The 23453-nt window shown below is 42.5% G+C and carries 25 protein-coding genes; 7 read left to right on the forward strand and 18 right to left on the reverse strand.

What is annotated here, in order from left to right:
* Positions 1-3 precede the first annotated feature (3 nt).
* From QWT69_RS15370 to QWT69_RS15380, 3 genes are all read right to left on the reverse strand, one after another.
* On the reverse strand, positions 4-423 hold the full coding sequence (locus QWT69_RS15370; RefSeq protein WP_317967114.1) for a GyrI-like domain-containing protein: 420 nt from the start codon (positions 421-423) through the stop codon (positions 4-6).
* A 152-nt stretch (positions 424-575) separates the two neighbouring features.
* Positions 576-1319 carry a GyrI-like domain-containing protein gene (locus QWT69_RS15375; RefSeq protein WP_317967121.1) on the reverse strand — a complete coding sequence of 248 codons (744 nt, stop codon included), beginning with the start codon at positions 1317-1319 and terminating at the stop codon, positions 576-578.
* Between the two features lie 161 nt (positions 1320-1480).
* Positions 1481-2362, reverse strand: coding sequence for a DMT family transporter (locus QWT69_RS15380; RefSeq protein ID WP_317967123.1), 882 nt, complete (start codon positions 2360-2362; stop codon positions 1481-1483).
* A gap of 151 nt (positions 2363-2513) precedes the next feature.
* Here QWT69_RS15380 and QWT69_RS15385 point away from each other — a divergent pair, with 151 nt between their 5' ends.
* Positions 2514-3260, forward strand: coding sequence for a DUF3888 domain-containing protein (locus tag QWT69_RS15385; RefSeq protein ID WP_317967125.1), 747 nt, complete (start codon positions 2514-2516; stop codon positions 3258-3260).
* Positions 3261-3328: 68 nt separating this feature from the next.
* Here the strand turns inward: QWT69_RS15385 and QWT69_RS15390 are convergent, their stop codons facing one another.
* From QWT69_RS15390 to QWT69_RS15410, 5 genes are all read right to left on the reverse strand, one after another.
* Positions 3329-4333 (reverse strand): NAD(P)H-dependent flavin oxidoreductase, encoded by a 1005-nt coding sequence (locus QWT69_RS15390; protein WP_317967127.1) that lies wholly within the window; start codon positions 4331-4333, stop codon positions 3329-3331.
* A gap of 14 nt (positions 4334-4347) precedes the next feature.
* Positions 4348-4725 carry a DUF5412 family protein gene (locus QWT69_RS15395; RefSeq protein ID WP_317967129.1) on the reverse strand — a complete coding sequence of 126 codons (378 nt, stop codon included), beginning with the start codon at positions 4723-4725 and terminating at the stop codon, positions 4348-4350.
* A gap of 9 nt (positions 4726-4734) precedes the next feature.
* Positions 4735-5883: a PstS family phosphate ABC transporter substrate-binding protein gene (locus QWT69_RS15400; protein ID WP_317967131.1), complete on the reverse strand. Its 1149-nt coding sequence runs from the start codon at positions 5881-5883 to the stop codon at positions 4735-4737.
* A 226-nt stretch (positions 5884-6109) separates the two neighbouring features.
* On the reverse strand, positions 6110-6304 hold the full coding sequence (locus QWT69_RS15405) for a YwbE family protein (RefSeq protein WP_317967133.1): 195 nt from the start codon (positions 6302-6304) through the stop codon (positions 6110-6112).
* The gene (locus tag QWT69_RS15410; protein WP_317967135.1) at positions 6304-6912 is read right to left on the reverse strand and encodes an SAM-dependent methyltransferase; all 609 of its coding nucleotides are present in this window, start codon (positions 6910-6912) and stop codon (positions 6304-6306) included. Before QWT69_RS15410 ends, QWT69_RS15405 begins: the two co-directional genes overlap by 1 nt.
* A 236-nt stretch (positions 6913-7148) precedes the next feature.
* On the opposite strand from QWT69_RS15410, the gene QWT69_RS15415 reads away from it, so the two are divergent.
* Both QWT69_RS15415 and QWT69_RS15420 read left to right on the forward strand, forming a co-directional pair.
* On the forward strand, positions 7149-7715 hold the full coding sequence (locus QWT69_RS15415) for an RNA polymerase sigma factor (protein ID WP_317967137.1): 567 nt from the start codon (positions 7149-7151) through the stop codon (positions 7713-7715).
* The gene (locus QWT69_RS15420) at positions 7693-9270 is read left to right on the forward strand and encodes a DUF4179 domain-containing protein (protein ID WP_317967139.1); all 1578 of its coding nucleotides are present in this window, start codon (positions 7693-7695) and stop codon (positions 9268-9270) included. The genes QWT69_RS15415 and QWT69_RS15420 overlap by 23 nt, the downstream gene beginning before the upstream one ends.
* Positions 9271-10452: 1182 nt before the next feature.
* On the opposite strand, the gene QWT69_RS15425 is transcribed toward QWT69_RS15420, so the two are convergent.
* Positions 10453-10914 carry a DUF2691 family protein gene (locus QWT69_RS15425; RefSeq protein ID WP_317967142.1) on the reverse strand — a complete coding sequence of 154 codons (462 nt, stop codon included), beginning with the start codon at positions 10912-10914 and terminating at the stop codon, positions 10453-10455.
* Positions 10915-11020: 106 nt separating this feature from the next.
* Between QWT69_RS15425 and QWT69_RS15430 the strand changes: the two genes are divergently transcribed.
* From QWT69_RS15430 to QWT69_RS15445, 4 genes are all read left to right on the forward strand, one after another.
* Positions 11021-11530, forward strand: a complete 510-nt coding sequence (locus QWT69_RS15430; RefSeq protein WP_317967144.1) for an RNA polymerase sigma factor — start codon at positions 11021-11023, stop codon at positions 11528-11530.
* Positions 11514-12665, forward strand: coding sequence for a signal peptidase I (gene lepB, locus QWT69_RS15435; RefSeq protein ID WP_317967146.1), 1152 nt, complete (start codon positions 11514-11516; stop codon positions 12663-12665). Before QWT69_RS15430 ends, lepB begins: the two co-directional genes overlap by 17 nt.
* Before the next feature lie 280 nt (positions 12666-12945).
* Positions 12946-13392: a MarR family winged helix-turn-helix transcriptional regulator gene (locus QWT69_RS15440; RefSeq protein WP_317967148.1), complete on the forward strand. Its 447-nt coding sequence runs from the start codon at positions 12946-12948 to the stop codon at positions 13390-13392.
* Positions 13393-13395: 3 nt separating this feature from the next.
* The gene (locus QWT69_RS15445) at positions 13396-16050 is read left to right on the forward strand and encodes an MMPL family transporter (protein WP_317967150.1); all 2655 of its coding nucleotides are present in this window, start codon (positions 13396-13398) and stop codon (positions 16048-16050) included.
* 65 nt (positions 16051-16115) lie between these two features.
* Here the strand turns inward: QWT69_RS15445 and QWT69_RS15450 are convergent, their stop codons facing one another.
* From QWT69_RS15450 to QWT69_RS15490, 9 genes are all read right to left on the reverse strand, one after another.
* Complete coding sequence (locus QWT69_RS15450; RefSeq protein ID WP_317967152.1) at positions 16116-16661, reverse strand: hypothetical protein; 546 nt, start codon at positions 16659-16661, stop codon at positions 16116-16118.
* 100 nt (positions 16662-16761) lie between these two features.
* The gene (locus QWT69_RS15455) at positions 16762-17223 is read right to left on the reverse strand and encodes a DinB family protein (RefSeq protein ID WP_317971135.1); all 462 of its coding nucleotides are present in this window, start codon (positions 17221-17223) and stop codon (positions 16762-16764) included.
* A 133-nt stretch (positions 17224-17356) separates the two neighbouring features.
* A complete protein-coding gene (rsgA, locus tag QWT69_RS15460; protein ID WP_317967154.1) occupies positions 17357-18373 on the reverse strand; it encodes a ribosome small subunit-dependent GTPase A in 1017 nt (338 codons plus the stop codon).
* 419 nt (positions 18374-18792) lie between these two features.
* The gene (locus QWT69_RS15465) at positions 18793-18981 is read right to left on the reverse strand and encodes a hypothetical protein (protein WP_317967156.1); all 189 of its coding nucleotides are present in this window, start codon (positions 18979-18981) and stop codon (positions 18793-18795) included.
* Between the two features lie 18 nt (positions 18982-18999).
* Complete coding sequence (locus QWT69_RS15470) at positions 19000-19857, reverse strand: alpha/beta fold hydrolase (RefSeq protein ID WP_317967158.1); 858 nt, start codon at positions 19855-19857, stop codon at positions 19000-19002.
* A gap of 75 nt (positions 19858-19932) precedes the next feature.
* Entirely contained in the window at positions 19933-20448 is a 516-nt protein-coding gene (locus QWT69_RS15475; RefSeq protein WP_317967160.1) for a GNAT family N-acetyltransferase, read from the reverse strand.
* 74 nt (positions 20449-20522) lie between these two features.
* On the reverse strand, positions 20523-20717 hold the full coding sequence (locus QWT69_RS15480) for a hypothetical protein (protein WP_317967162.1): 195 nt from the start codon (positions 20715-20717) through the stop codon (positions 20523-20525).
* A 93-nt stretch (positions 20718-20810) separates the two neighbouring features.
* Positions 20811-21836, reverse strand: coding sequence for a hypothetical protein (locus QWT69_RS15485; protein ID WP_317967164.1), 1026 nt, complete (start codon positions 21834-21836; stop codon positions 20811-20813).
* 28 nt (positions 21837-21864) lie between these two features.
* Positions 21865-23436: an amidohydrolase gene (locus tag QWT69_RS15490; protein ID WP_317967166.1), complete on the reverse strand. Its 1572-nt coding sequence runs from the start codon at positions 23434-23436 to the stop codon at positions 21865-21867.
* Between the last annotated feature and the right edge of the window lie 17 nt (positions 23437-23453).

Consider the following 23453-nt stretch of genomic DNA (forward strand, 5'->3'; position numbering starts at 1 on the left):
ACTTCACTCAATCGCAACCCAAACTTGCGTCTCATACCCTGTAGAACCCACAGGATGAATATATCGTTCGAAAGCATAGCTCTGACGAAGTTGAATATCTTTCCTTTGCATGAGTCTACCAAAGGCTTCAGGAATCTTTTCGACTCCACCTTCAACTTTCGCTACAATAAACTTCCCACTAGGAATCAAAACCTCTTGTGTATCAGGAATGCCCTCTGCTAGCTCCGCATTAATGCCTGCTAAATAATGAAACACTCCTTCTTTTATTGCCAATGTAACTCCAAATGATTCTTCCGCTTTCGACCCGCTTACTGAAGTTTCTGCATACAACTTATCCCATAGTGCCGGGATTTGTGAAGCCGACCCTTTCAATTCAAAACCTCTCACTTTGAATTCTTCTAGTATTTCAATGCGTGTTTCCATAATCCATCTCTCCTTTTCCTTATTATAATCGAATACACAAAAAGGATAAGCGGTTCACAAAACACTTGTAAACCACTCACCCTTTAAGACGGACCTTCTTCTAACATTAATTTAGTATCCGATGATATATAGGCTTTGTAAATAAAACATCGTTATTCAATCGGCATCCAAATCTCGATAATGTCCTCTGTCGAACCTGCAGGATGCACATATCGTTCGAAGTCATAGGACTCTCGCAGCTGAATGTCCTTCATTTGAATAATAAAATCGTATGCTGCTGGAATACCCGGGATACCGCCTTCCACTCTTGCGACGACAAATTTCCCTGCTGGAATGATCACTTCATCCGTCCCAGGTAATTGTTGCGCTAAGTCTGACTTCAATCCAGCAATATAATGAATAATTCCCTCTTCCATTTTCAAACATACACCGAATGATTCCTCGACCACAATTCCTTCTTCACGGATGTCGCCGTTCAAGATATCCCATTTGGCAGGAATGTCCGCTACCGGCCCTTTCACTTCATACCCTCTCACAACAAACCCTTCACTTTCCACAATACGTGTTTCCATTTGTTTTTCCCCCTTTGATAATAGTCGTTCAATTGCTTGCATTGCCCCTTGTAAATCATTTATTTCACTTTCAATTTCCCGTCTTCGATTCAGTAATAGCAATTCCATCTGTTCATCCCCCTCTTGCAAAATTGTTGCAAGGGACACACCGAAATTTCGTAATGTTTTAATCCGAACAAGCTGTTGTTGCTCCTGTTGTGAATAATACCGATAGCCTGAATCAGGGTTTACAAAAGCAGGATGGACAAGGCCGATTTCCTCATAATGTTTGATAGCTTTAACAGTAACCCCTATTAGACGTGCCGTTTTTCCGATTGATAACACATGCTCCCTCCTTCTTCTTTCACTTTAAACGTATCCGTAAGGTACGAGTCAACAAGATCTATATGAATAGTTATTAATTCGTGAAAACAAGAAACTATCCTGAAGAATCCACTTTGAAGAAATATCCTTCAAAATGGATTCTTTTTCATTAGCTCTTTCCGTTAAGTAATACGCTTCATTTTACCCTTTATTAAAAAGTTCAATTTCGTTTCAGATAAAATAATCGCCACTAGTATCAAAACAGCGCCAATGCCCATCTTAAGCGTAAGTACTTCGCTTAAAATAATGATGGAAAAGACCATGCCCCACAGTGATTCGGTCGACAAAATAATGGCTGCTTTCGTTTCGGTAATGAATTTCTGTGAAACCGTCTGCAATAAAAATGCAATCGTCGTCGAAAAGATTCCTAAATAAAGTAACGACGCTAAAGCGCCTGGTTGCATGCTGAATGCCACTTCACCTTTTGCAAGCACAACAACGAAACCAATGAAAGTTGCCATACCCATTTGAACAATCGTCAAAATGATGGGGTCTTCCTGTTTCACAAATTGCGATGTGTAAAAGATATGGAATGCAAAAGCAATTGCACAGCAAAATGACAAGAAATCACCGATATTAATTTCCGCTGACAGCTGGAGTGATAAAACAGCTACACCAAACATTGCTAAAAATGCGCCCGCCACTTCAAATATATCAAGTTTACGTTTGTAAATGAGCAAGCCGATAAATGGTACGATGACAACATTCACAGCGGTCAAAAATGCATTTTTGGAAGGTGTCGTATATTGCAGACCGACCGTTTGCAGCGCAAAGGCGATGTATAGAAATATTCCTAAGATAGAGCCTTTCATTAATGCGCTTTTTGAAATGAACTGAAGCTTTTTATAAAAAACGGCGCATAAGAGCACAACGCCAATCAAGAACCGTCCCGCTAAAATTTGATAGGGTGTGTACGATTCCAGGGCAACCGCACTGCCGACAAACCCACTTCCCCAAATGATGGCTGTTATGAACAAGCCGATTTCACCAATATATTTTTTCATAGAATCCTCCGCTGCTTAGTGACTAACTTCAATTCATTATAGCGTATCCACTGTCGCCTCCGGACATAAACTTCATTTCCAAGAAACCGATTGTATCGTTTGCGCTCTATAGGCAATCCTAACGGCAAAACCAAGATAGGAGGTATTCATCGTGAATAAATCCGTTATCCTTATGATCCTTTTCACACTATCAGCATTCACACTTCCGACATTATCCTACGCAAACACGGCTGTCGACAAGAACTCCATCGAAGACGCTTTTCTTACGATGCTTGACCCGCATATATCGAAAGCAATCATCGAGCATTATGGCTATGACAAATCATATGGATTGTACGATGCCGACATTATAAACATTAAACGCGAAGATAATGGTGGCTTTGCGTTCATTGTAGATGTACTCGTCAATACGTTTGAAAATGCACAAAATCCACCGTATGGCAAAGAGTCAATCCGTTTCAGCATAACTCCGTCTGGCGTTGATATGATTAACTTCTCGCATGAAGGCGATGACGAGGAAAAGAACATGTTGAGGTTTTACAAGGAAGTACTCATTGATATCAAGCAATCCTTTCATCTCAACTTACTTCCGTATGAACGATATGATTACAACCAACTCCGCTATAAGGCCGAAAAGCAAAATGACTTCAATTCACTTGCTTCAATTGCCGAAGAAATCGTCATGAACCTTTTGAGTCCGGATATCGAGCCGCCTTATAAAAATGTCATCAATCCTGTGACCTTTGTTAAAGATGGTGAAGCATATATCCTTTTCAAAAGAGCAGATGGCATGAATATGTTTTATCATGTGAAACTGGAGAAGGGCGTATGGACAGTTGTGGACCAACAAAGTGAAAAAGGGAAGAAAATGAAGTATGAACTGCTTTGGTATATGTAAAAAGAGGCGACCGGTTTGGCCGCCTCTTTGTTCGTTTATTCAGTTGACGGTAATGTATAGCTAATTAATCATTTAAAGGCTTCCACTATCTGACTCACAGATCCACTCACAGTTTCGTGCACGTTTTCCCCCGCCCATAACGACATGAACTCGGGACGCCCTTGCACTGCGGCTTCACTTCGAATCTTTTTCGTCAGATCATTTTGGATTGGATAAGGAGCGACCCTCGTGTTTGCCATCATCGTGATGAATTGATTGTGAATGCCTCGAGCGGATTTACCGGAGAAGGCTTTCGTTACGACTGTGCACCCTTCTTCTGCATCCAATACGGCTTCTTTATATAGAGGATGTGCGCCACTTTCTTCGGTTGCGAGTAAAGCTGTACCTAGCTGAACGGCTTGTGCCCCTTTTTCCAGCATATCATTCATGTGTTGCTTATTCGCAATACCGCCAGCTGCGATAATGGGCAGTGTGACTTTCGTTACGGCTTCAGAGACTAAAATCTCTAGAGGTATCATGTCTTCCGCAATGAATGAACCACGGTGTCCTCCAGCTTCTTTTCCTTGGACGACGACCGCATCCATTCCTCGTTTTTCAGCCAACACCGCTTCTTCTACTGACGTTGCCGTACCGATCAGGAAAATGTTGCGCTGTTTCAACTTCAGTACAACTGCCTCACTTGGCAGACCGAATGTAAACGAACAGACTGGAATACCTTCTTCAATGATGACATCGACTTGCTCATTAAAGCCGGATTCAGATAAAGCTACTTTCCAAAAAGGCATACCGAGCTTCTTGCCAATCGGTTGCAACGCTACATACGCTTCGCGGAACAATTCCTGGTCCATTTCCACCTCTTCAGGCACGAACAGATTGACCGCAAACGGTTTGTCTGTCAGTTTTCTTGCGTCTCGGATCGCTTGCCGTGTTGCCTCAGCGGATAAATAGCCCGCACCTATAGAACCTAGAATTCCCGCTTCCGCGCTTGCCGCCACGAATTCAGGCGTTGTCACTCCCGCCATAGGTGCTTGGATGATGGGGTGCTTGATTTGTAAGTGATCTAAGAAGGCCATTACAATTCACTCCTTCACTTTTTATCCTTTCGGAAATCGTAGATGTCTTTCCGCACGTCTAGCTTAACGCCGTTTATCGAAACAGTATGCTCATCAAGCCATTGGATGACCGCTTCACTTTCACGGTACTCCCAATAGATATTCTTCGTTTTATCTTTTTTCTTATGATAAACCACTTCGCCTCGCACTGCATCCGCTACGGTTGCTCCGCTGCGAGACACATATGCCTTTACTGTATAATCCCCGCTCGGTGATCTTTCGTCAGTCAGAAAATCACCATCCGGCAACTGATGCATACTGAAAAAGAAGTAATTTATCAATAAGATTAGCACAACCAAAATCCCGATAATGATACCGGATACAATCCCTGTAATCTTCAATACTTTTTTCAAGTCAACCACTCATTTCCGAATCGGCACATACCCCGTCTTCTCAATAATATCCTGACCTTGTTCAGACAAGATCCATTCAAGGAACGCTTCGACATGTGGATTTTCACTTCCTGCCGTCACCGCGTAAAACTCATGAGTGATCGGATACTCACCCGAGCGTATTGTCTCGACAGTCGGTTCAATGCCATTCACATTGAGCAGGCGGATGTTATTGTTTTTCACCATCTGGGTGGAGTAGTATCTGAACGTATAGCCGATTGCATTATTGTGGTTTTTATAGTCAGCCACTTCACCGATAACCGTCCCCATGAGCGACGCAATATCTTCCGTCGGAGGCTTCATGATAACGGTTGTGCCCATGAACTTTTGGAGGGCTGTTTGACTTCCACTATTTTCAGGACGTTGAAATGCTCGAATTGTTTCACTTTTCCCACCGACGTCATTCCAGTTTGTGATTTTCCCTGCGTAAATCCCTTTTAGTTCATCTACTTCCAATGATTCAACTGGATTTTTCGAATTAACAAAGAACACAAATGCCTCTTTGCCAATCGGTGTGAATGTCAATTCCCTGCCAGCATTCTCGGCTTGCTTTAATTGATTGGCGGATGGCCCAAGAACAAAAGCAATATCTGCTGTGCCGTTAATGACGTTTGTGTAAGCCTGACCTGTTCGGTTCGACATCACTTCACTGCCATGCACCGGGTAATCCTTCTCTGGATAAACGGCTTGCGCAAATGCAGAATAGATTGGATACAATGCGGTTGCGCCGTCAATCACGGGCAGATCACTATCAATTTTCAGCGTTGTCGGTTCATCGAGTTTCACGGCTTTCGTGTTCTTTTGGAAAGGCTCATAGTCTGCGACTTCAATCGATCCATCACTAATGACTTTACGTGTTTTATCATAAAGTTCTGGTGTGACAAATAGGAGTGCAATGACCATCAGCACACCGGACCCGATGAAGAAGAACTTCTTAAAGCGATGAAGCTCGAAACGCGCCATCACGAGAAATCCGCCAAGAGAAATATAGGCAGCTATTACAAAAGGAAAAATATAGCGTGAATCGGAGAAATAAGAAATAAAAACAATGACAGCAACGAGCGGAAATAAAAGCGCCATGATGAATGCAACCGATAAAATCCCCCATACTTTCTGCAAGCAGCATCCTCCTAGAATATGAAAACTTATTTTTCTTACAAGTATAACTGATAATATGAGTGATTTATATGTGTTTTGTGGAAAGATTCGAGGATTAATAGTAGTTTATCAGGAGCGGCGGTGGCTAATTTTTCTGCACAGTGAACGCGGGGTTTTCTTAAATCGGCCAGACGCAATGCTTGAACGCGATTCCAAGAACAAGCACTGCACGCCGCACGATTTATGGTTAGCCTAAAATGTCACATACTCTTCCTACTTGTCCATCTTCAAGTCGCACTTTAATGCCGTGCGGATGGAAGCTGGAGTTTGTCAATAAATCTTTGACAACGCCTTCCGTTTTTACACCTGAACGTTGGTCCTTCTTCAAGATGACCGCAACTTTTAGACCTGGCTTTACATCGCTTCTATTTTTACCATCCATTACTTTTCTTCCTCTCTTTTTTGAAAAATGCTTTGGACTACGTGCGCCGTGCCTGTATGGAGTTGCCCTTCTTCACGATCCACTTCACCTACGCGGAAGTGTTTGATGAAATATCCGTCAAATTCCTCGAGTAGCATACCGGGATCGACGAGCATCGATTCCACACGTGGTCCGCCAGTTCCATAGCGAAGCTGTTCTTTTGTATATAACTCGCTGACATAATATCCACCAGGTTTCAGAGCTTTCCGGATACCCTCGAATGTCCGCTCCATTACGTCTAACGGTAAGTGGCCAAAAATATGGATGATAGCATCCCATTGTTCCGCTTCCCATTCGACATCGGCCAAATCACAGAGTTCCGTTTTGACTGTTACCTCTTTTTCATCCGCTAATCGTGCGGTTTTATCCAAACCCGACTGAGCGTAATCCCATGCGGTTACGTCTAACCCGACAGCTGCCAAATAGACGGAGTTGCGGCCTTCGCCTTCAGCGATACAGAGAACTTTCCCTTTTGGCAAAACACCCGCAGCTTCCACAACAAACTGATTCGGTTCTTTTCCATATACATATTCGTCAGCAGAAAAGCGCTCATGCCAAGAATTCGTCATTCATGATCATCCCTTCCTATCAACTTCCCATCAGTTTATCATATAGAATTGATTGTATTGTGAATTTCAACCTACTCCCAAAACAGACAGTGTATAAGCGATGCTTTTCACATACATCCTTCTGACAAATGCGCATTAATTTTCTACAAGGTGAAATTATTCAGTAGGTGAACCCGTTATACTAATTGAACCACAAAACGACACATGCGCATGATCGTTTTAGCAAGGAGGCTATTATGGAAGAAGAACAGCTGTGGGTCAAACAAGTATTAGCTGGCGATAAAGAAGCCTATGCCAACATTATTAACAAATATAAAAATCAGCTGTATGCGACCGTTTTACGGATGACGAGAAACCCACAAGATGCACAAGATTTCGTACAGGATGCTTTCATCAAAGTTTACCGTAATCTTGATAAATACAAAGCAGACGGTTCATTTTCGAGCTGGCTCTACCGGGTGGCCATCAATCATTGTATGGATGAATTCCGGAAAAAGCAGTATACAACGGTGCAAGTTGAAGTAGACGAAGAAAAAGTGGTCAATCCGAATCATCCGGAAATTATTTTCTTGAAACACGAGAAAAGCCGTCAGTTGGAGCGATTGGTTTCAATATTACCTGACGATGAACGTCTTATTATTCTTCTGCGATATGTGAATGAAGTAAACTACGAGGAAATTAGTGAAATTATGGGCGTTCCGCTTTCAACGGTCCGTAATAAATTGCACCGGGCTAAGAAAAAAATGAGAGAAACTACAAAACGTGAAGGAGGCTATTTTCATGACCTGTCCAACGATAGATAAACTATCGCAACTTACAGATGATTTGTTGCCTAAAGAGGAACGGGAAACTTTAGAATTGCATATTCATTCATGTTCGTCTTGTTCGAAAATCGTCGATGCTTTTAAGGAAGAAAATCGCTTCATTGAAGAAACTCTACAAACACCCATGTTACCAGAGAACTTTAGTGACCTAATTTTAGAACAAGTGGAGCCTTATAGGAAATCCAAAAAACTTCGGCGCAATGCCACTTGGAAGCGTGTTGCGGTTTCAGCTGCAGGACTCGTTTTGGCAGTTGGCATTGGGGCAACAGTCAATCCAAGCTTTGCCCAATTTCTCGGGGGTCTGTTCTCAACCGACCAAGTCGATGATGGGTTGAAAATGGCTGCAGATGCTGGTCTCATCCAACGGGTTGATTTGCAAGTCGAAGATCAGGGACTGACGTTTGTCGTGGAAGACGTCGTCGCCGACTCCTCAAGGGTCTCGCTTTCTTATAAGATTTTAAATAAAAACGGCAAACCGATGGATACGGATTTAAAATTTCACGAGTCTGGCAATACCGTTACAGCCTTCGATCAAAACGGTCGCGAGCTAGGTCAATGGGGAACAGATTGGCAGGAAGGAAGCGATTACGGAAACATTGAGTTTACTATGAGCAATCATAGTGAAGCAGAAAATGTAACGATCCAGTTTGACTTAGTCGAAATAAATGGAGTGAAAGGCAACTGGAAATTGGAAGTTCCGGTGGATTTGCAGGAAAATCGTAAATTGACGAAAATAGTGGATTTGAAAGATGCGACGTCTGTTCACCACGGAGTTCAAGTTCTTCTAAAAAAATTACAAACGGCTCCTTCTACAGCGGCACTCTATTTTGAGACTAAATTCACTGAAGAAGAACAGATGAAGTTTGAAGCGGCGAAGCGTCAGTTGGAGGAAACCTTTGGTAAAGAAACTATGGATTCACTTATATTTGGTGAGAGTACAGAAATTATGTACCATATTGAAAATGAGGATGGAAAAGTAGTTTATTCAACAGAACGTGCTGATTCGGAAGCATCCGGCATGCTACAGGGATCGGGCGAAGACATTGGTGCAGCTGGCGGTACTAAATGGGTAAACTCCTTTGTACCTAAGGATGAAGACCAACTAACCTTTGTACTGGATGGCGTGTATAAAACAGAAGCGACGGATATTTCGAAGACATTTAAAACGGATAGCGTTAAGAAACATCCAGTGGTGTTCGACTTTAAAGAAAATCAATTAACCGTCCATAGTGTGAAAAAACCTCTATTCGGTGAAGACAAATCTGTCATCGTCAAGTTGAAAGGCGGCATGGAATCGCTTGACATAGGTTTCGGTGATTGGATTGCGGTAGATGAGAAAGGGAAAAGTTATCCTACTACGTATAGTGGTTCCATTTTGGATGAAACAGACGAGAACGGACGACATATAGCAAAGTTCGACTTACAAGTGATTGGATTAGAAGAAGTGCCAGAGGAATTGACATTGCATCTAGTCGCGATGAGAAGCTATTATCCTGTTGAAAATCATTGGAAAGTTCCATTGACTAGTGAATAAATAAAGAAGAGAGCTGTCGTGGTTGTCAGGTGCATGATCCTGATCATCAGTGACAGCTCTTTTCTGTTATTGGTGTAGCTTAATTGACCATTTCTTCTCATTTCACCGATGGACGGGCTATTAGATGACGCTTTATTGACCGTTTCTACTCATTTCACCGATGGACGGGCTATTAGATGACGCTTATTTGACCGTTTCTACTCATTCTCTCGATGGACGGGCAATTAGAGGACGCTTATTTGACCGTTTCTCCTTATTTCACCGATGGACGGGCTATTAGATGATGCTTAATTGACCGTTTCTACTCATTTCACCGGTAGACGGGCAATTAAAAGACGCTTTATTGACCGTTTCTACTCATTCTCTCGATGGACGGGCAATTAGAGGACGCTTAATTGACCGTTTCTACTCATTTCACCGGTAGACGGGCAATTAAAAGACGCTTTATTGACCGTTTCTACTCATTCTCTCGATGGACGGGCAATTAGAGGACGCTTAATTGACCGTTTCTACTCATTTCACCGGTAGACGGGCAATTAAAAGACGCTTTATTGACCGTTTCTACTCATTCTCTCGATGGACGGGCAATTAGAGGACGCTTATTTGACCGTTTCTACTCATTCTCTCGGCGGACGGGCAATTAGAGGACGCTTATTTGACCGTTTCTACTCATTTCCTCGGTGAACGGGACATTAGAACACTCCTTATTGACCGTTTCTCTTCATTTCACCGGTGAACGGAACATTAGAACGCTCCTTATTGACCGTTCCTCCTCTTTTCACCGGTGGACGGGACATTAGAACGCTCCTTATTGACCGTTCCTCCTCTTTTCACCGGTGAAAGGGACATTAGAACGCTCCTTATTGACCGTTCCTCCTCATTTCCTCGGTGAACGGGACATTAGAACGCTCCTTATTGACCGTTCCTCCTCATTTCCTCGGTGAACGGGACATTAGAACGCTCCTTATTGACCGTTCCTCCTCATTTCCTCGGTGAACGGGACATTAGAACGCTCCTTATTGACCGTTCCTCCTCATTTCCTCGGTGAACGGGACATTAGAACGCTCCTTATTGACCGTTCCTCCTCATTTCCTCGGTGAACGGGACATTAGAACACTCCTTATTGACCGTTTCTCCTCATTTTCCCGGTGAAGCGACAGATAGAACAATCAAATTTCTCCCTTATCCCCAAGTTGTCAACATCATTCCGCTCACCTGCTCATCAGTTAGATATTCGATTTCTGTGAAACCTTTCAATCGCGCACGTTCGCCAAGTTTGCGGATCACTTCTTCGTCTTTAGCCAAAATCCGTGTATAGACGGAATCGGTTAATAAAAAAGCCAGCTGGCATTCACTTCCCATGAAGTCTTCAACGTTTTTTACTTCGACGATACTTTCTCTCGTTGGAAAAGCTTTCAAATCCGCAAATATGAGATAATGGATGTGCGTGTTGATTAGTTCTGAAAACCCCTGACCATCCATAACTACATCCAAGAAGAGCGAATCGGCCAAAGTATCATTTTCCACTTTGTACGATTCGACCGGATCGATGGACCACACCCATGCCGGATCGACAATATCCACTAATAGATCCGCCAACTGCTTTCCGTATTCGTTTTTTATTTGAAACATGATTCCCCTCATTCCTCGTTCCTCCCTGTCTATTTAATGAATTTCTCTTATCTTACTATAAAACCGTTACCGATCTTCATAGATTGCGTCTAAGTGATTACTAAGTGAGGTGAACGATTTGTCCAGTGAAGCGTGGTTTGGTGAGTATTATGATTCCGTTTATAGCTACATCCTCATGCTTGTGAAGGATTCCCATACTGCCGAGGACCTGACCCAGGAGACATTTATGAAAGTCATCCGGAATGAACATACATTTAAGGGCAACTCCCATGTAAAAACCTGGATTTTCCGGATTGCCTATACAACAACTATTAGCTATCTCAGAAAGAAGCATCCTGTTTTATATTACTTTGATTTGCATGCTTATACCCCAAAGAACGAACGATCCTCAGAGGAAATCGTCCTTTTAAATTCTCAGCAAAAGCAATTTTACGAAGCGCTCCATCAATTGAAACCAAGTTATCAGCAAGTGATCCTTCTGCGGAAAATCCAAGGTTTTTCGACGAAAGAAGCTTCAGCTATCCTTAATTGGTCGGATGGAAAAGTGAAAATGAGTTTATCGAGAGCACTTGCTGCATTCAAAAAAGAACTGGAGAAAGGTGGTTTTTCGAATGAAACACTTATCTGACGAAGATATGGAACAGGATTTCGAAAATCTAAAAAATGCATTTCAACCGACTCCTGTGCAAAAGGAGAAAGCACGCCGTCTACTCTTCCAACAGCAATCTTCAAAAAAGAAATTCCGTATGAAGTCATTGTTGCCATCCATCGTTTCACTGATCGTTCTCTTCTCCGTCGGCATCGGCTTGTATATCAACATTGGCGAGTCAGGAACAACGAATGTAACGGCTTCATGGGATCGCATGCTTTTGGAACAAACGAGTCAAACGAGTCCTACACGATACGTTTTAGAATTCAATGGAACTTCATTAATAATTGAGGATCGATTCAACACTTTCAGATATGAACCTACTTTAACGAAAGAAAATTATTTAAAGAGATATAAAATCAAGGAACCCCTTTTAACGCCTGGCACATACGAAAATTACACGATAACGCAAAGTGGCAGCATGTACACACTTAAGGTCGAAGGCAAACCAGGATTCACTTACAATTTGGAAAAGGAGGGGCCGCGGATCCTAGTGGGTGAAGACGGTGTCCGGTATTCCTCAAGGATCTATTTGGATACATTGGAGACGGTCACCGACGATATAACACCGGAACGATTAAAAGTCGCATCACAAAATGAACATACATTTTTGATTGAATGGGGCTTAGACTCGATGGATAGAGGAAATCACGACTTCGAATCTCATGAGCACGGGCAGCTTGTCGTTTCAACTGATTTCGACGAGTTCAAACGAGGCCAGGCCGTTTATTATCATATGCCATCCTCCGTCCTCGCTAAAAATACAGAAGTTCCTGATATGTATATCGGAAGGGTTGTAGGATTGCCTGGTGAAACGGTAGAAATTAAAGGCGGCCAAGTGTATATCGATGGAAAGATGCTTGATACGTTTTATGGTAAAGCAACAAGGCGTGGCTTGGGCGAGAAAGAGTACTTTGAATTAACTCCTCGCAACGCGATTGTGGATGCACAATCAACAAGGGACTATTTCAATATGGACATGGCAGCTGTATCTGTAAAGAAAGATACGGTGTTCATCCTCGTTGATCAATGGTGGAGAGGTTACGATAGCCGCGAGTATGGTCCTCTGCCCATTGAAAAGATCGAAGGAATCATTACCGGCACTGCAGAATAATGTGTTATCTGTAGACAAACAAAGGCAGGCATTTTTGAATTAGATTTCCATATAACAGTAGTCATACCGCCATCTATCAGCGGTATGGCTCTTTTTCTAATTGCTTTCGATGCCCACAGGCTAATGCTAAAAAAACCCGCCATTAAATTGTCATAAACTCTCTCAGCCCATCTCTATCAAGCTTTATAGACTAATAATGCGTTTCATCTCCTCTCCTATCAATTGACGTTAATTAGTAGACCCCCTAAACTATGTATATTAGTTGAGGGGGTCTACTATATTGAAAGAGCAATTAAAAGAAGCTGTAGAGTTATTTGAGGAAGTGTTGATTTACGGAACGGAACACGTCATGAAGTCCGTTGATATCGATATTTGGAAAGAGTATTCTCCTGAACAGATACAGGTTCTAAAAATCTTGGAGACTCAGGGACCTTTATCGAACACAAAACTTGCAGAAATCCAAGGAGTCCATAAAAGCGCTATTTCAACGCGATTGAAAAAGCTTGAACAAATGGGACTTGTCCAATCGAGTCGTGATCCACATGATCAACGGGCTAAAGTAGTGCTGCTGACGGAGGCTGGTACTGAAATTCTCAAAGTCTCAAGTGAAGCCGTCTATGACAGTATCATGAAACTGTTCGGAGACCAGATCGATGAACGAGAACTCCAATCATTCGTGGAGACGTTCCGCAAATTAAAATCAATTCTTCAATTTAAGGGGATGTAACTGTTGAGAAATATATTAAAATTCAAATGGCCGATTTTCATCGGGCTACTCATTATGACGGTCGTATTATTCATTCTTTCGCCAGATCTTGCAAAGCAGGCGGAAGACGCTGGTTCTTTCCAATTGCCGGATACTGCGGATTCACAGAAAGCCGCTGATATTCTGAACGAAGCTGGTGCCGCAGAGGATACGTTATCGTTAGTTTATCCACTCGATAAGCCAGTAGATGATGCGCTGCGCAAGCAAATTTCCGAGACCGCCAATCAAATCAAAGCAATCGGGAAACCGGTAAATGATGTACTAGATCCATTTGAAAGTGAAGATATGGAGAAGCAGCTTGTCTCAGAAGATAAAATGACAATCCTTCTTCCGATCACTGTTGAAGGGACTCATGAAGAAATTATCGCACTCGCGGATAAAATCCATGCGGATATTCTACCCACGGATCAAAAAGTGTATTTGACGGGTGAAGCGATTATTAATGATGACGTCAATGAAAGCGCACAAGAAGGATTAAAGAAGACTGAAATCATTACGGTCGTCTTAATCTTCGCCTTATTACTCATCGTTTTCCGCTCAATCGTAACGCCATTTGTGCCATTGCTAGCTGTCGGAATGAGTTATTTATTGAGCCAATCATTCGTCGCATTCTTCATTGACTGGTTCGACTTCCCAGTATCGAATTACACGCAAATCTTCCTTGTGGCGATTTTGTTTGGACTCGGGACTGATTACTGTATCTTGCTGTTGAGCCGTTACAAGGAAGAACTACTTGCGGGTCACGCGGTGGAAGATGCGATTGTCAATACGTACAAAACAGCAGGCCGCACATTGTTCATCAGTGCGTTGGCCGTATTCATCGGATTCGCAGCAATCGGATTTGCCGACTTCCCAATCTTTAAATCGGCGGTCGCCGTCGCGGTCGGAATTGCCGTCCTGCTGCTGATTTTGTTTACGGTCGTTCCATTATTCATGGTTTTATTGAAAGATAAATTGTTCTGGCCATCCAAAGGCGCCGCTTCACATAAAGACAGCGGATTATGGAAAGCATTCGGTAAATTATCCGTTATGCGTCCATTGTTGTCGATGTTAGTTGTGGCAATCATCACCATACCGGTCTTGTTGACGTATAATAATGACATTTCCTTTAACACGGTTGATGAAATTGATGCCAGCAAAGAATCCGTCATGGGACTCAACCGGATTTCTGAAGCATTCGGTGAAGGTGATTCATTACCCGTGCAAGTGATTTTAAAGAACGATAAGCCGATTGTGAACGAACGCGATGTCGCCTATTTGGAATCCATCAGCAAGGATCTCGAAAAAGTGGAAGGCGTTAAAAGTGTTCGTACCATTACACGTCCTACCGGTGAAATGATTGAAGACTTGTATGTCGACCATCAGATGACATTAATGGCAGAAGGCTTAGATGAAGCGATCGGCGGGCTAACAGATGTCCAGGATGGGCTCGGTCAAGCGAAGGATGGCCTGAACGAAATGGCGGGTCAATTGCCTTCAGGTTCAGAAGCCTCTTCCGGCGGCGCAGGTTTGCGTCAAGCTGCAGGTGGCATTGGTGCCATCAATGAGCAGCTCGCTCAAATTGCCGGCGGACTTCAACAAGGGATGCCCGCAGCTCAAGCAGCAGGCGGATTGACTGCCCTGCAAGGCGAATTAAAGAAAATCAGTGGGGGCCTCTATGGGGCTGCAGACCAGATTGACGGTTCTGGTAGTCAGATTGGTGCATTATCAGGTGGCTTGAATGAACTTGCTGCCGGTATCGAAGCTGCTGGAAATGGTCTCGGGGAAATCAATGAAGGACTGACAGAGCTTGTCACTATGATGAAAGAAATGGGCGATTCCACAAGCGTCCGTGACACAGGCCTCTTCATCCCTTCTGGAACGCTGAAAGAAGAAGATTTCGAACCTGTTCTTGACCGTTATACGATTGGTGAAGAATCCGGTATTATCATGGAAGTCATTTTGGATCAGGACCCCTATTCACGTGAAGCGATTTCAACCGTTCATGCGATTAAGGATTCTGTCAAGCGCTCCATCATCGGAACGCCTTTTGAAGATGTAGATGTCGCTTTCAGCGGAATTTCCGTCATGAACTCCGATTTGAATGAGATCTCATCGAAGGACTTTACACGCACAGTGACAATTATGCTTGTCGGATTGTTCATTGTATTGCTCATCCTGTTCCGTTCAGCAATCATGCCGCTTTATATGATCGGCTCATTGCTGTTGACATATTACACATCGATTGCCGTCACGGAACTTATTTTTGTCAATGGACTTGGCTATGACGGCATTAGCTGGGCTGTTCCGTTCTTCGGCTTCATCATGCTCATTGCGCTCGGGGTCGATTATTCCATCTTCCTGCTCGATCGCTTCCGCGAAGAAAGCATTGGCGGATTGAATGTACGCGAAGCGCTATTGACATCGATGGCGAAAATGGGAACGGTCATCATTACAGCAGCAATCATCCTTGCTGGAACGTTCGGCGCGATGATGCCTTCAGGCGTACTAAGCCTCATGCAAATCGCGACAATCGTCATCACGGGATTATTGCTATATGGCATAATCATCTTGCCGTTGCTGATTCCAGCAATTACGATATCGTTTGGACGTGGCGTGTGGTGGCCGTTTAGAGGATAATCATCTATAACCAAACAGAGCAAGCAGCCCCATATATAGGCTGCTTGCTCTGTATTTCTCTGGAATTATAACCGTACATCAAAGATGGCAGCATGCTTGTCAAGTACGCCTGTCCCTCTTATACCAATCGATGAATCCGGTTGTGTCTGTTTATGTCCATAGTGATCTGCTTCAGCTTGATGGACAGCTTCCATCAACAGTTCGCCGTATTGCTCGTCACCTTTTTCGATAATAGCGCCTGCAGACAGTTTCCCTTCCAGCAGTATCGCTTTCACTTGTTCTTTTGATGTGGCGTTGGCTAACCGGGCGTTGAGTTGCTTGCGTTCATTGTTCGCCTGTTCTGCTTTTCTTAACTTCTCCTCGTCAATGCCTTGTAACTGCGCTCTTTCTTCGTTCGTAACATTTTCACCCCGCGCAATCTTCTTGGCGATTTGATCTGCCGCCATCCGTTTCTGGTACTGCGCTTCTTCAGCCACCAGCCTGCGCATATCTTCAATATGACGCTCTGCTTCGGATTTGATGTTAGCATTCTTTTCGGTAGCATCATTTTTCGCTTGCGGCACGAAGTTCATTAATGCGTCAGTGATGAATTGGTTGCCTGAAACTCTCATTCCATCCCTCCATTTTTTCCTCGGCGTCTCTCATACACTTTATATCGGCAGAATTTGGATATTGATGAATCGAATACGTGGACTGTGTTCAATCCTTTTGTTATTCATTAGACATCTCCATCATTTTCTTAATCAACCTGATTTGTCCCCGGTGATTTAATTCATCCTCAAAAACGTGAAACCATTTGAAGTAATTATTTGCGGGTTTATCCCACCAGAACGGTGTTTGCTCGAACAGCCATGCATCTTCCAGCGTTTGAAACTTCTCGATTGTTTTCTTTCTAGTTTGTTCCAATTGCTCCAAGTAGAATTCGACCGGATTGCCTTGTATTTGCTCCTGTGCTGGCTTGCCAAGATTCAATGCCGGACCAAATAATTCGATTTCCTTTTCCGTAAAATCCCGTTTTTCAAATGTATCAATTTGATAAGCCTTTTCAACAGACGCCATATGCGCTAGCAGCATGCCGATTGAATTCGCTTGCGCGTGCACCAAGAAATCCAATTGCTCCATCGATAATTCCCGCACTTCCGCAAGCGTCGTTTCTCTGGTGTACGCCATCATAGTTACGAGCTTGCTGAATTCCAGACTTAATCCTTCTTTTTTGTCAATTAACAATAGATTTTCATTTTCCACGATATATTCCCCCTATGAATGTTGTCGTTTTATGGTTTTTGCAATCATTCTATCTTACTATTTACTTTTTCAAAGTAATCTTCTGCTTTTTCATCTGCTTCTTATTTTCATGTTTCTGCTGGCCCCTAAGCTTCTTTTCATACAGAGCGTATCTTCCTAGTTGATCTGCAGATAGGTCTCCATCTTCGACAGCCTGTATGACCGCACATCCCGGTTCATGATTATGCGTACAATCACTAAATTTACATTGCTCTCCGAGATGTTGAATTTCTGCAAATAGAATGCTGCCATCCATCTCTTTCGTCGTACTGATCGTTTTAAAGCCAGGACTGTCAATTAGGACTGAATCTGTTTCATCCAGATATAGCATCTTCGTAACGGTTGTCGTATGCTTGCCTTTTCCGTCCGTCCTAACTAAATTAGTATATTCACTGTGAGAGCTAGTCAAATCGTTAACTAATGTGGATTTTCCCACTCCCGATGCCCCTATGAACATCGCCGTTCGCCTGCTCCGCAGTGAATCTTTCACCTGCTGAATCGTCTCGGGCTTATGCATACTGACAGGCATGATCTTTACATCCGGGTAACTCAAATGAATCGTCTCGATGATTTCTCTTGTCTCTTCTTCATAATCCGCTTTTGATAGTAATATAGCCAATTCCACATATTCCTGATGGAATGTCATCATGTAACGCTCGAATTTTGATAACGTAAAACGTTGGTCAGCAGCGATAACAATATAGAGTTGATCTACATTTGTCGCAAGAATCTGCTCATAGCAAGAGACGTGATAACTTTTCGCAGCATGGCTGGATGCTTTTGAAATGATATTTTCCCTTTCCAACAGTTCTTCTAAAACGTATTCGTCACCTTGCTGATTGAATAAAACAAAGTCACCGACATAAAAATCCTTATCTATACGTTTATGAGCTACACTTACTTGAAATATTATTTGTTCGAGTGTAGCAATCGTATATAGATGATTATTTTTTTGAATAACACGTGCAATATTTTCAATCGTGCTGCCTGGGTTTTTCATTATAAAGTTCTTAACGCCAAAGTTCTTTTGTTCCAACATGCAATCTCCCTCTCCATAACGATCTTAGTAACCATCCATTGATGATGGCTAAATCAATTATTTTAGCTGATCACTTCCATTCAAGAAGCAACCGTGGGAGTTAAATAGTCATTCACTACAACGTTAGCAAACGGCAAAAAGCCACAAAGTTATAGTAAATAACCCTGTGACTCAAATGTTGTTAAAATATAAATGCCCCTACCAAACCGCACATCATACAATGAGGTTTGTGCATTTTTTATTGATCCGAATGAGTGAGACGCAAAAATTCAATTCCCAAGGTTAACTTCATTAAGTTTTTGAATTGCATAATCTCACTCCCTTTCTATACGTCAAGAAAATATTACCATAAAGGAATTCAGAAATCAATCACTTTTAAGAGTACTGTGTAAAAATGATATTATCCGGGGCAAATTCATTTAGTAATCTATTACCATCACGAAGCAGTAGAACAGAACAACTAAGAACAAAATTGTCCAAAATACGCCAAGAACCTTTTGATTATGCGTGTCTTTGCCTTTATGCAGTTTTTCAATAAACGTCATTAAATTCAACGTCCAAAGAACTCCAAACCCCGGTAACAGGACAAATGGTAATAGTATTTCCATTACGTCGCACTCCATTTCTCATGAACTAAGTGTCTCAGCACTTTTCAACGTTGACGTTACAAAATGCTTAAATTTCTCTTGTTCTTCTACAAATGGATTATGATTGCTTTGCTCAAATGTTGTCAATTTGGCATTAGGCATTATTTCAGCAATCTCTACCCCATATTTATACGGACATTGAGCATCGAATCTGCCTGCATAAATATGGCTTGGTACGGTTACATGAGCCAAGTCTTCTCTCAAATCATATGTGCCGATTTCGACTTTCCTAAAATAGTCCAATCGCGGTCCAACTGTTTTTCCGCTATTCGGCATTTTCATGGCGTTTATTAGTTTTTCTTTTGAATAAAAAGACATTTCCGCCCATTCGTTACCTAGTTGTTTCCGAATCTCCAACGGAGTGGAAGAGTCATTCATTTGATTCATAATCTCTATTATTCTTGGGAATTTGGGGTTCTTATGACAATAGATAGATCCCGGATCTGAACTATATTCCTTACTAGCTGCAGCTCCACCGGCAATCATTTTCGTTAAAGAGGTAGGAAATAAAACCGCATACTTCAAAGCGAGCATTCCACCTGTTGAATGCCCAGCAAATCCCCATTTTTCAAATCCCAATGCGATGCGTATAGCCTCCAAGTCATTTACTGATTCACCCATACTATATTGACTTTGATTTTCTGAAGTAACGGAATTACCGCAATCACGTAGGTTCACCAAATACACTTCATAATGTGCGGTGAATGGATTTGCAAACGTGTTACCCCGTTCGTCAAAAGCACTATACAAATGAGTTACGCATAATGGGTCTCCACTTCCTGAAACAAAAACTTCAAATGTACCCCGCTCGGTTTCAACAAATTTCTTTTGCCACATAAGGTCTTCCCACTTCCTTTTTATACTGTTATTCCGTCCCATCCCTCTTACTAATCTACAAAGTGCTCAAGTTACTTACACATTACTGGTCCAAAAATAGGTAACAAATTTCACCTTCTGCCCATTCATTTCAAATTCTTCATCACCGGTTTTTATTTGCTCAAATCCATTTCTTTCTAAAACTTTTTGAGATGCGATATTAGTAGTTGTCGTTTTCGCGTTAACTTGTTTCACACCATGCTCTTTCACTGTTTCCAATAATAATCTCAAGGCTTTTTTAGCGACCCCCTTGCCTAGATGTGCCTTCCCAACTCTATAGCCTAGAGAGGCAACTTCACGGGATTCATCCATATCAACTACATTAATCCTTCCTAGAATAGAACCATCTTCATCTTTAATTAAATAAAAACATGAAATCTCTTCAGCCTGTTCTTCAAGCAAGCGTTCATGCCTGAATTTAAAAATCTCAGGCATATAATAGTCATCTCCCCGAGTAGGTACCATTTCTTCGAAAAAGGCTCTATTTTCAACTTCAAACTTATACAAATCTTCGGCATCTAACCTATTTAGCTTTTCAATAAATATATCCATGTTAATAACCTACCAATCCATTATCGCTAGCAATCCCCGGCTTGTACTACAGTTTGTACGTAATAAGTAAAGTTCTAAAAACGCTCATCGAATTCCTTTTCAATCTCTTCGTCACTAACCGGTAGTTCCATTTTCTTGTCTCCATACTTCATTATAAGTAATTTTCCTACCTCAGACTTTTCGATTGCATCCTTTACCGCTGCAAATATGACTAAATATAAAAGCAGCATACCAAAAAGGACTAGTATGATCTTTACAAATACTTCCATGTAAACTATCCTCCCTATACTTGATGGCAACACGCATATGCTATTGATATAAAACATGGCAACAGCTAAAAACTGTTGCCACATCACGAAATTTTACGAATCAAATCCTATTGTCTTAAGTTTTTCTTTCACTTCTGGATATAGTCGATTCCCTTGTTTATCGACCCATTCATGATTTCCGATTTCCTTAAACACGTCAACGATTGACTTCAGCTGTTCCATTTGTTCAGCTGTCGGCGTATTGTTAGACATTTGATACAGAATACTAGCCGCGTTATCCAGAGAAATCATCAGCTGAGGATTCAGCTCACCAACTATGTCCAGCTTTCGCTGTGCACTTTCTACATCTACATAAATCGGCTCTACGATGGCCCTTCTCTTCTCTGAATCCTGAAGAACATCCTCTCCGGCTTCTAGCAACGTTTCCAGCTTAGTTGTAAAAACTGTATTCATCATCTGCTGCGCTTCCTCAAAAAAAGCGAACGAGGCAGACTGATTGTAGTGATCTTGCGTATTCTCTTTTTTATAAAAGGTTTCTAGCACAAATCCACTCTCATTTTCATCGTACATGAATTTCTGCGCAACTCGATCTCCGTGCTGCCGCATGAACATGACTATTCCCGGTTTTCTGTCAAAGATTGCCGTACTGAAATCGATTGTCCCCATCTGAACATAGCCGTCAAAAAGTGGGTACGTTTTCTCCCCGTCTTTCACAACAAGCAACCAGTTCTGCCCATCATCCCAGGCAAATTGACCATCTTCCATCTTCCCTGCATTCACATACAGCTCGATAATTTCTTCCTCACCATCCCCATTGACGTCAAACTTCATTTCTTTATAAAGCGTTTGCGGATACTTTTCAATTTCGGATGCTTTTATTAAGACGACCTCTTCATTTGCATCGCTTGGTGTTTCCACTTCTGTGGATTCGAGTGCACGCTTTTGCTCTTCTATCGTTTGTTCAAGCGTTTGATTTTTCAATGTGAGTTGTTTGATCTCCTTTTTCAGTTCGTCCATCTCGTTTGTCTGATTTGCATTTGACTGCTCAACATCCGGCTTATTCGTACACCCACCTAGAATAACTGCTACACACACAACTCCAAGTAAAAACCGCTTCAATTCTTAACCTCCCTCTATTAAGACGCCTTCATCTTTTATACATGACATCTCCCGCTACAATCGTCATAATTACGTCAGCATCCAAGATTTCCTCTTCTTCCACTTCAAACAAATCCTTATCCAGAACCGTAAAGTCTGCGTCGAACCCGACTACCAACTTCCCTCGGGAATACGCTTTGCCAATTGTAGCAGCACTGCCAGTCGTGAATAAACCAACCGCTTCAAATCGGCTTAGCTTCTCCTTCGCCAAATAGCCTTCATGCGTTTCTCCAGGCTTTCTCCTCGTAACCGCTGCGTAAATACCGAGTAGTGGATCGACTTCTTCAATTGGCGCATCCGACCCCGCTCCGCAAATGAAACCTTCATCCAATAACCGCTTCCATGCATAGGCCCAGTCAAGGCGATTTTCGCCCAAACGTTCCATAACCCACGGAAAATCTGACGGGACAAATGCCGGTTGAATATCAAGCACGACAGGCAGTTTTTTCATCCGTTCCACTAAATCATCTCGCAGGACATTCACATGGATTAGCCGATCGCGTTTCCCTTCCGGTACAGGATACTTTTCAATGGCATCCAATGCTTTTTCGACAGCCAAATCACCGATTAGATGAATGGCCACAGCTTCCCCGTATTTCCGGGCAGTCGCGACAAGTGTATCAATTTCTTCATCCGTAACGACTGCATTACCTGACGTTTCAGGCGCATCTGTATACGGCTCACTTAATAATGCAGTCCGCGCCCCGAGCGCTCCATCGATGAAGAACTTCATCTCACCCGGTTCAATCCACGGTTCATCATATGTCGCTTGTTCATCCATCAATTTTGTGAAAACAGTTGACCTTCTTAATAGATGTGCACGGAACTTCTTCTTGTCATCACCAATGACATTTTTGAAAGCTTGCAATGGATTATCATAATCCCCATAATAACCAAGGTCATCCGTCACTGCTCCCGTTAGACCTAATGATAATAAGTCATTGACGGATTTCGCCAATGCTTCTGTCAGCATCTCTTCAGTGGGCTCCGGAATAAGTTGCAGCAACCGATCCATTGGGCCTTCTTTTAACAATCCTGTCGGTTCGCCATTGTCATCACGGTCAATAACGCCATCTTCTGGATCTGGCGTATCCTTTGTAATGCCGGCCAATTCCAATGCTTTTGTATTGGCAATTGCTGCATGCCTGCAAGCCCGTTTCAGAACCATTGGTGATTCCGTAATCGCGTCGAGTTCATGGCGTGTAAAGATTTTTTTAGTAGGGAAATTGTTTTCATTCCATCCTTCACCGATGAACCATTCATCCTTATTCAAATTCGGATATGCATGCACGAGCATGTCCATCATCTCATCAGATGATTTCGCTTTCGATAAATCCAAGCTTACCAACTTCTGACCATGCCCAATCATATGCATATGGTTGTCAATGAAGCCTGGATACAATATAGCCCCTTCCAAATCCACGGACTCATCTGCATGACTCTTCAATTCTTCGAATGTCCCAACCGCACTAATTTTGCCGTCTTTCACAAGCATTGCCTCAACGGTTTCTCCTTCTCCATCCATTGTATATAGCTTGCCATTATGCCAAATTGTTTTCATGCCAATTCCCCCTCATC

It is taken from the genome of Sporosarcina oncorhynchi, assembly GCF_033304615.1.
Classification (GTDB): Bacteria; Bacillota; Bacilli; order Bacillales_A; family Planococcaceae; genus Sporosarcina; species Sporosarcina oncorhynchi.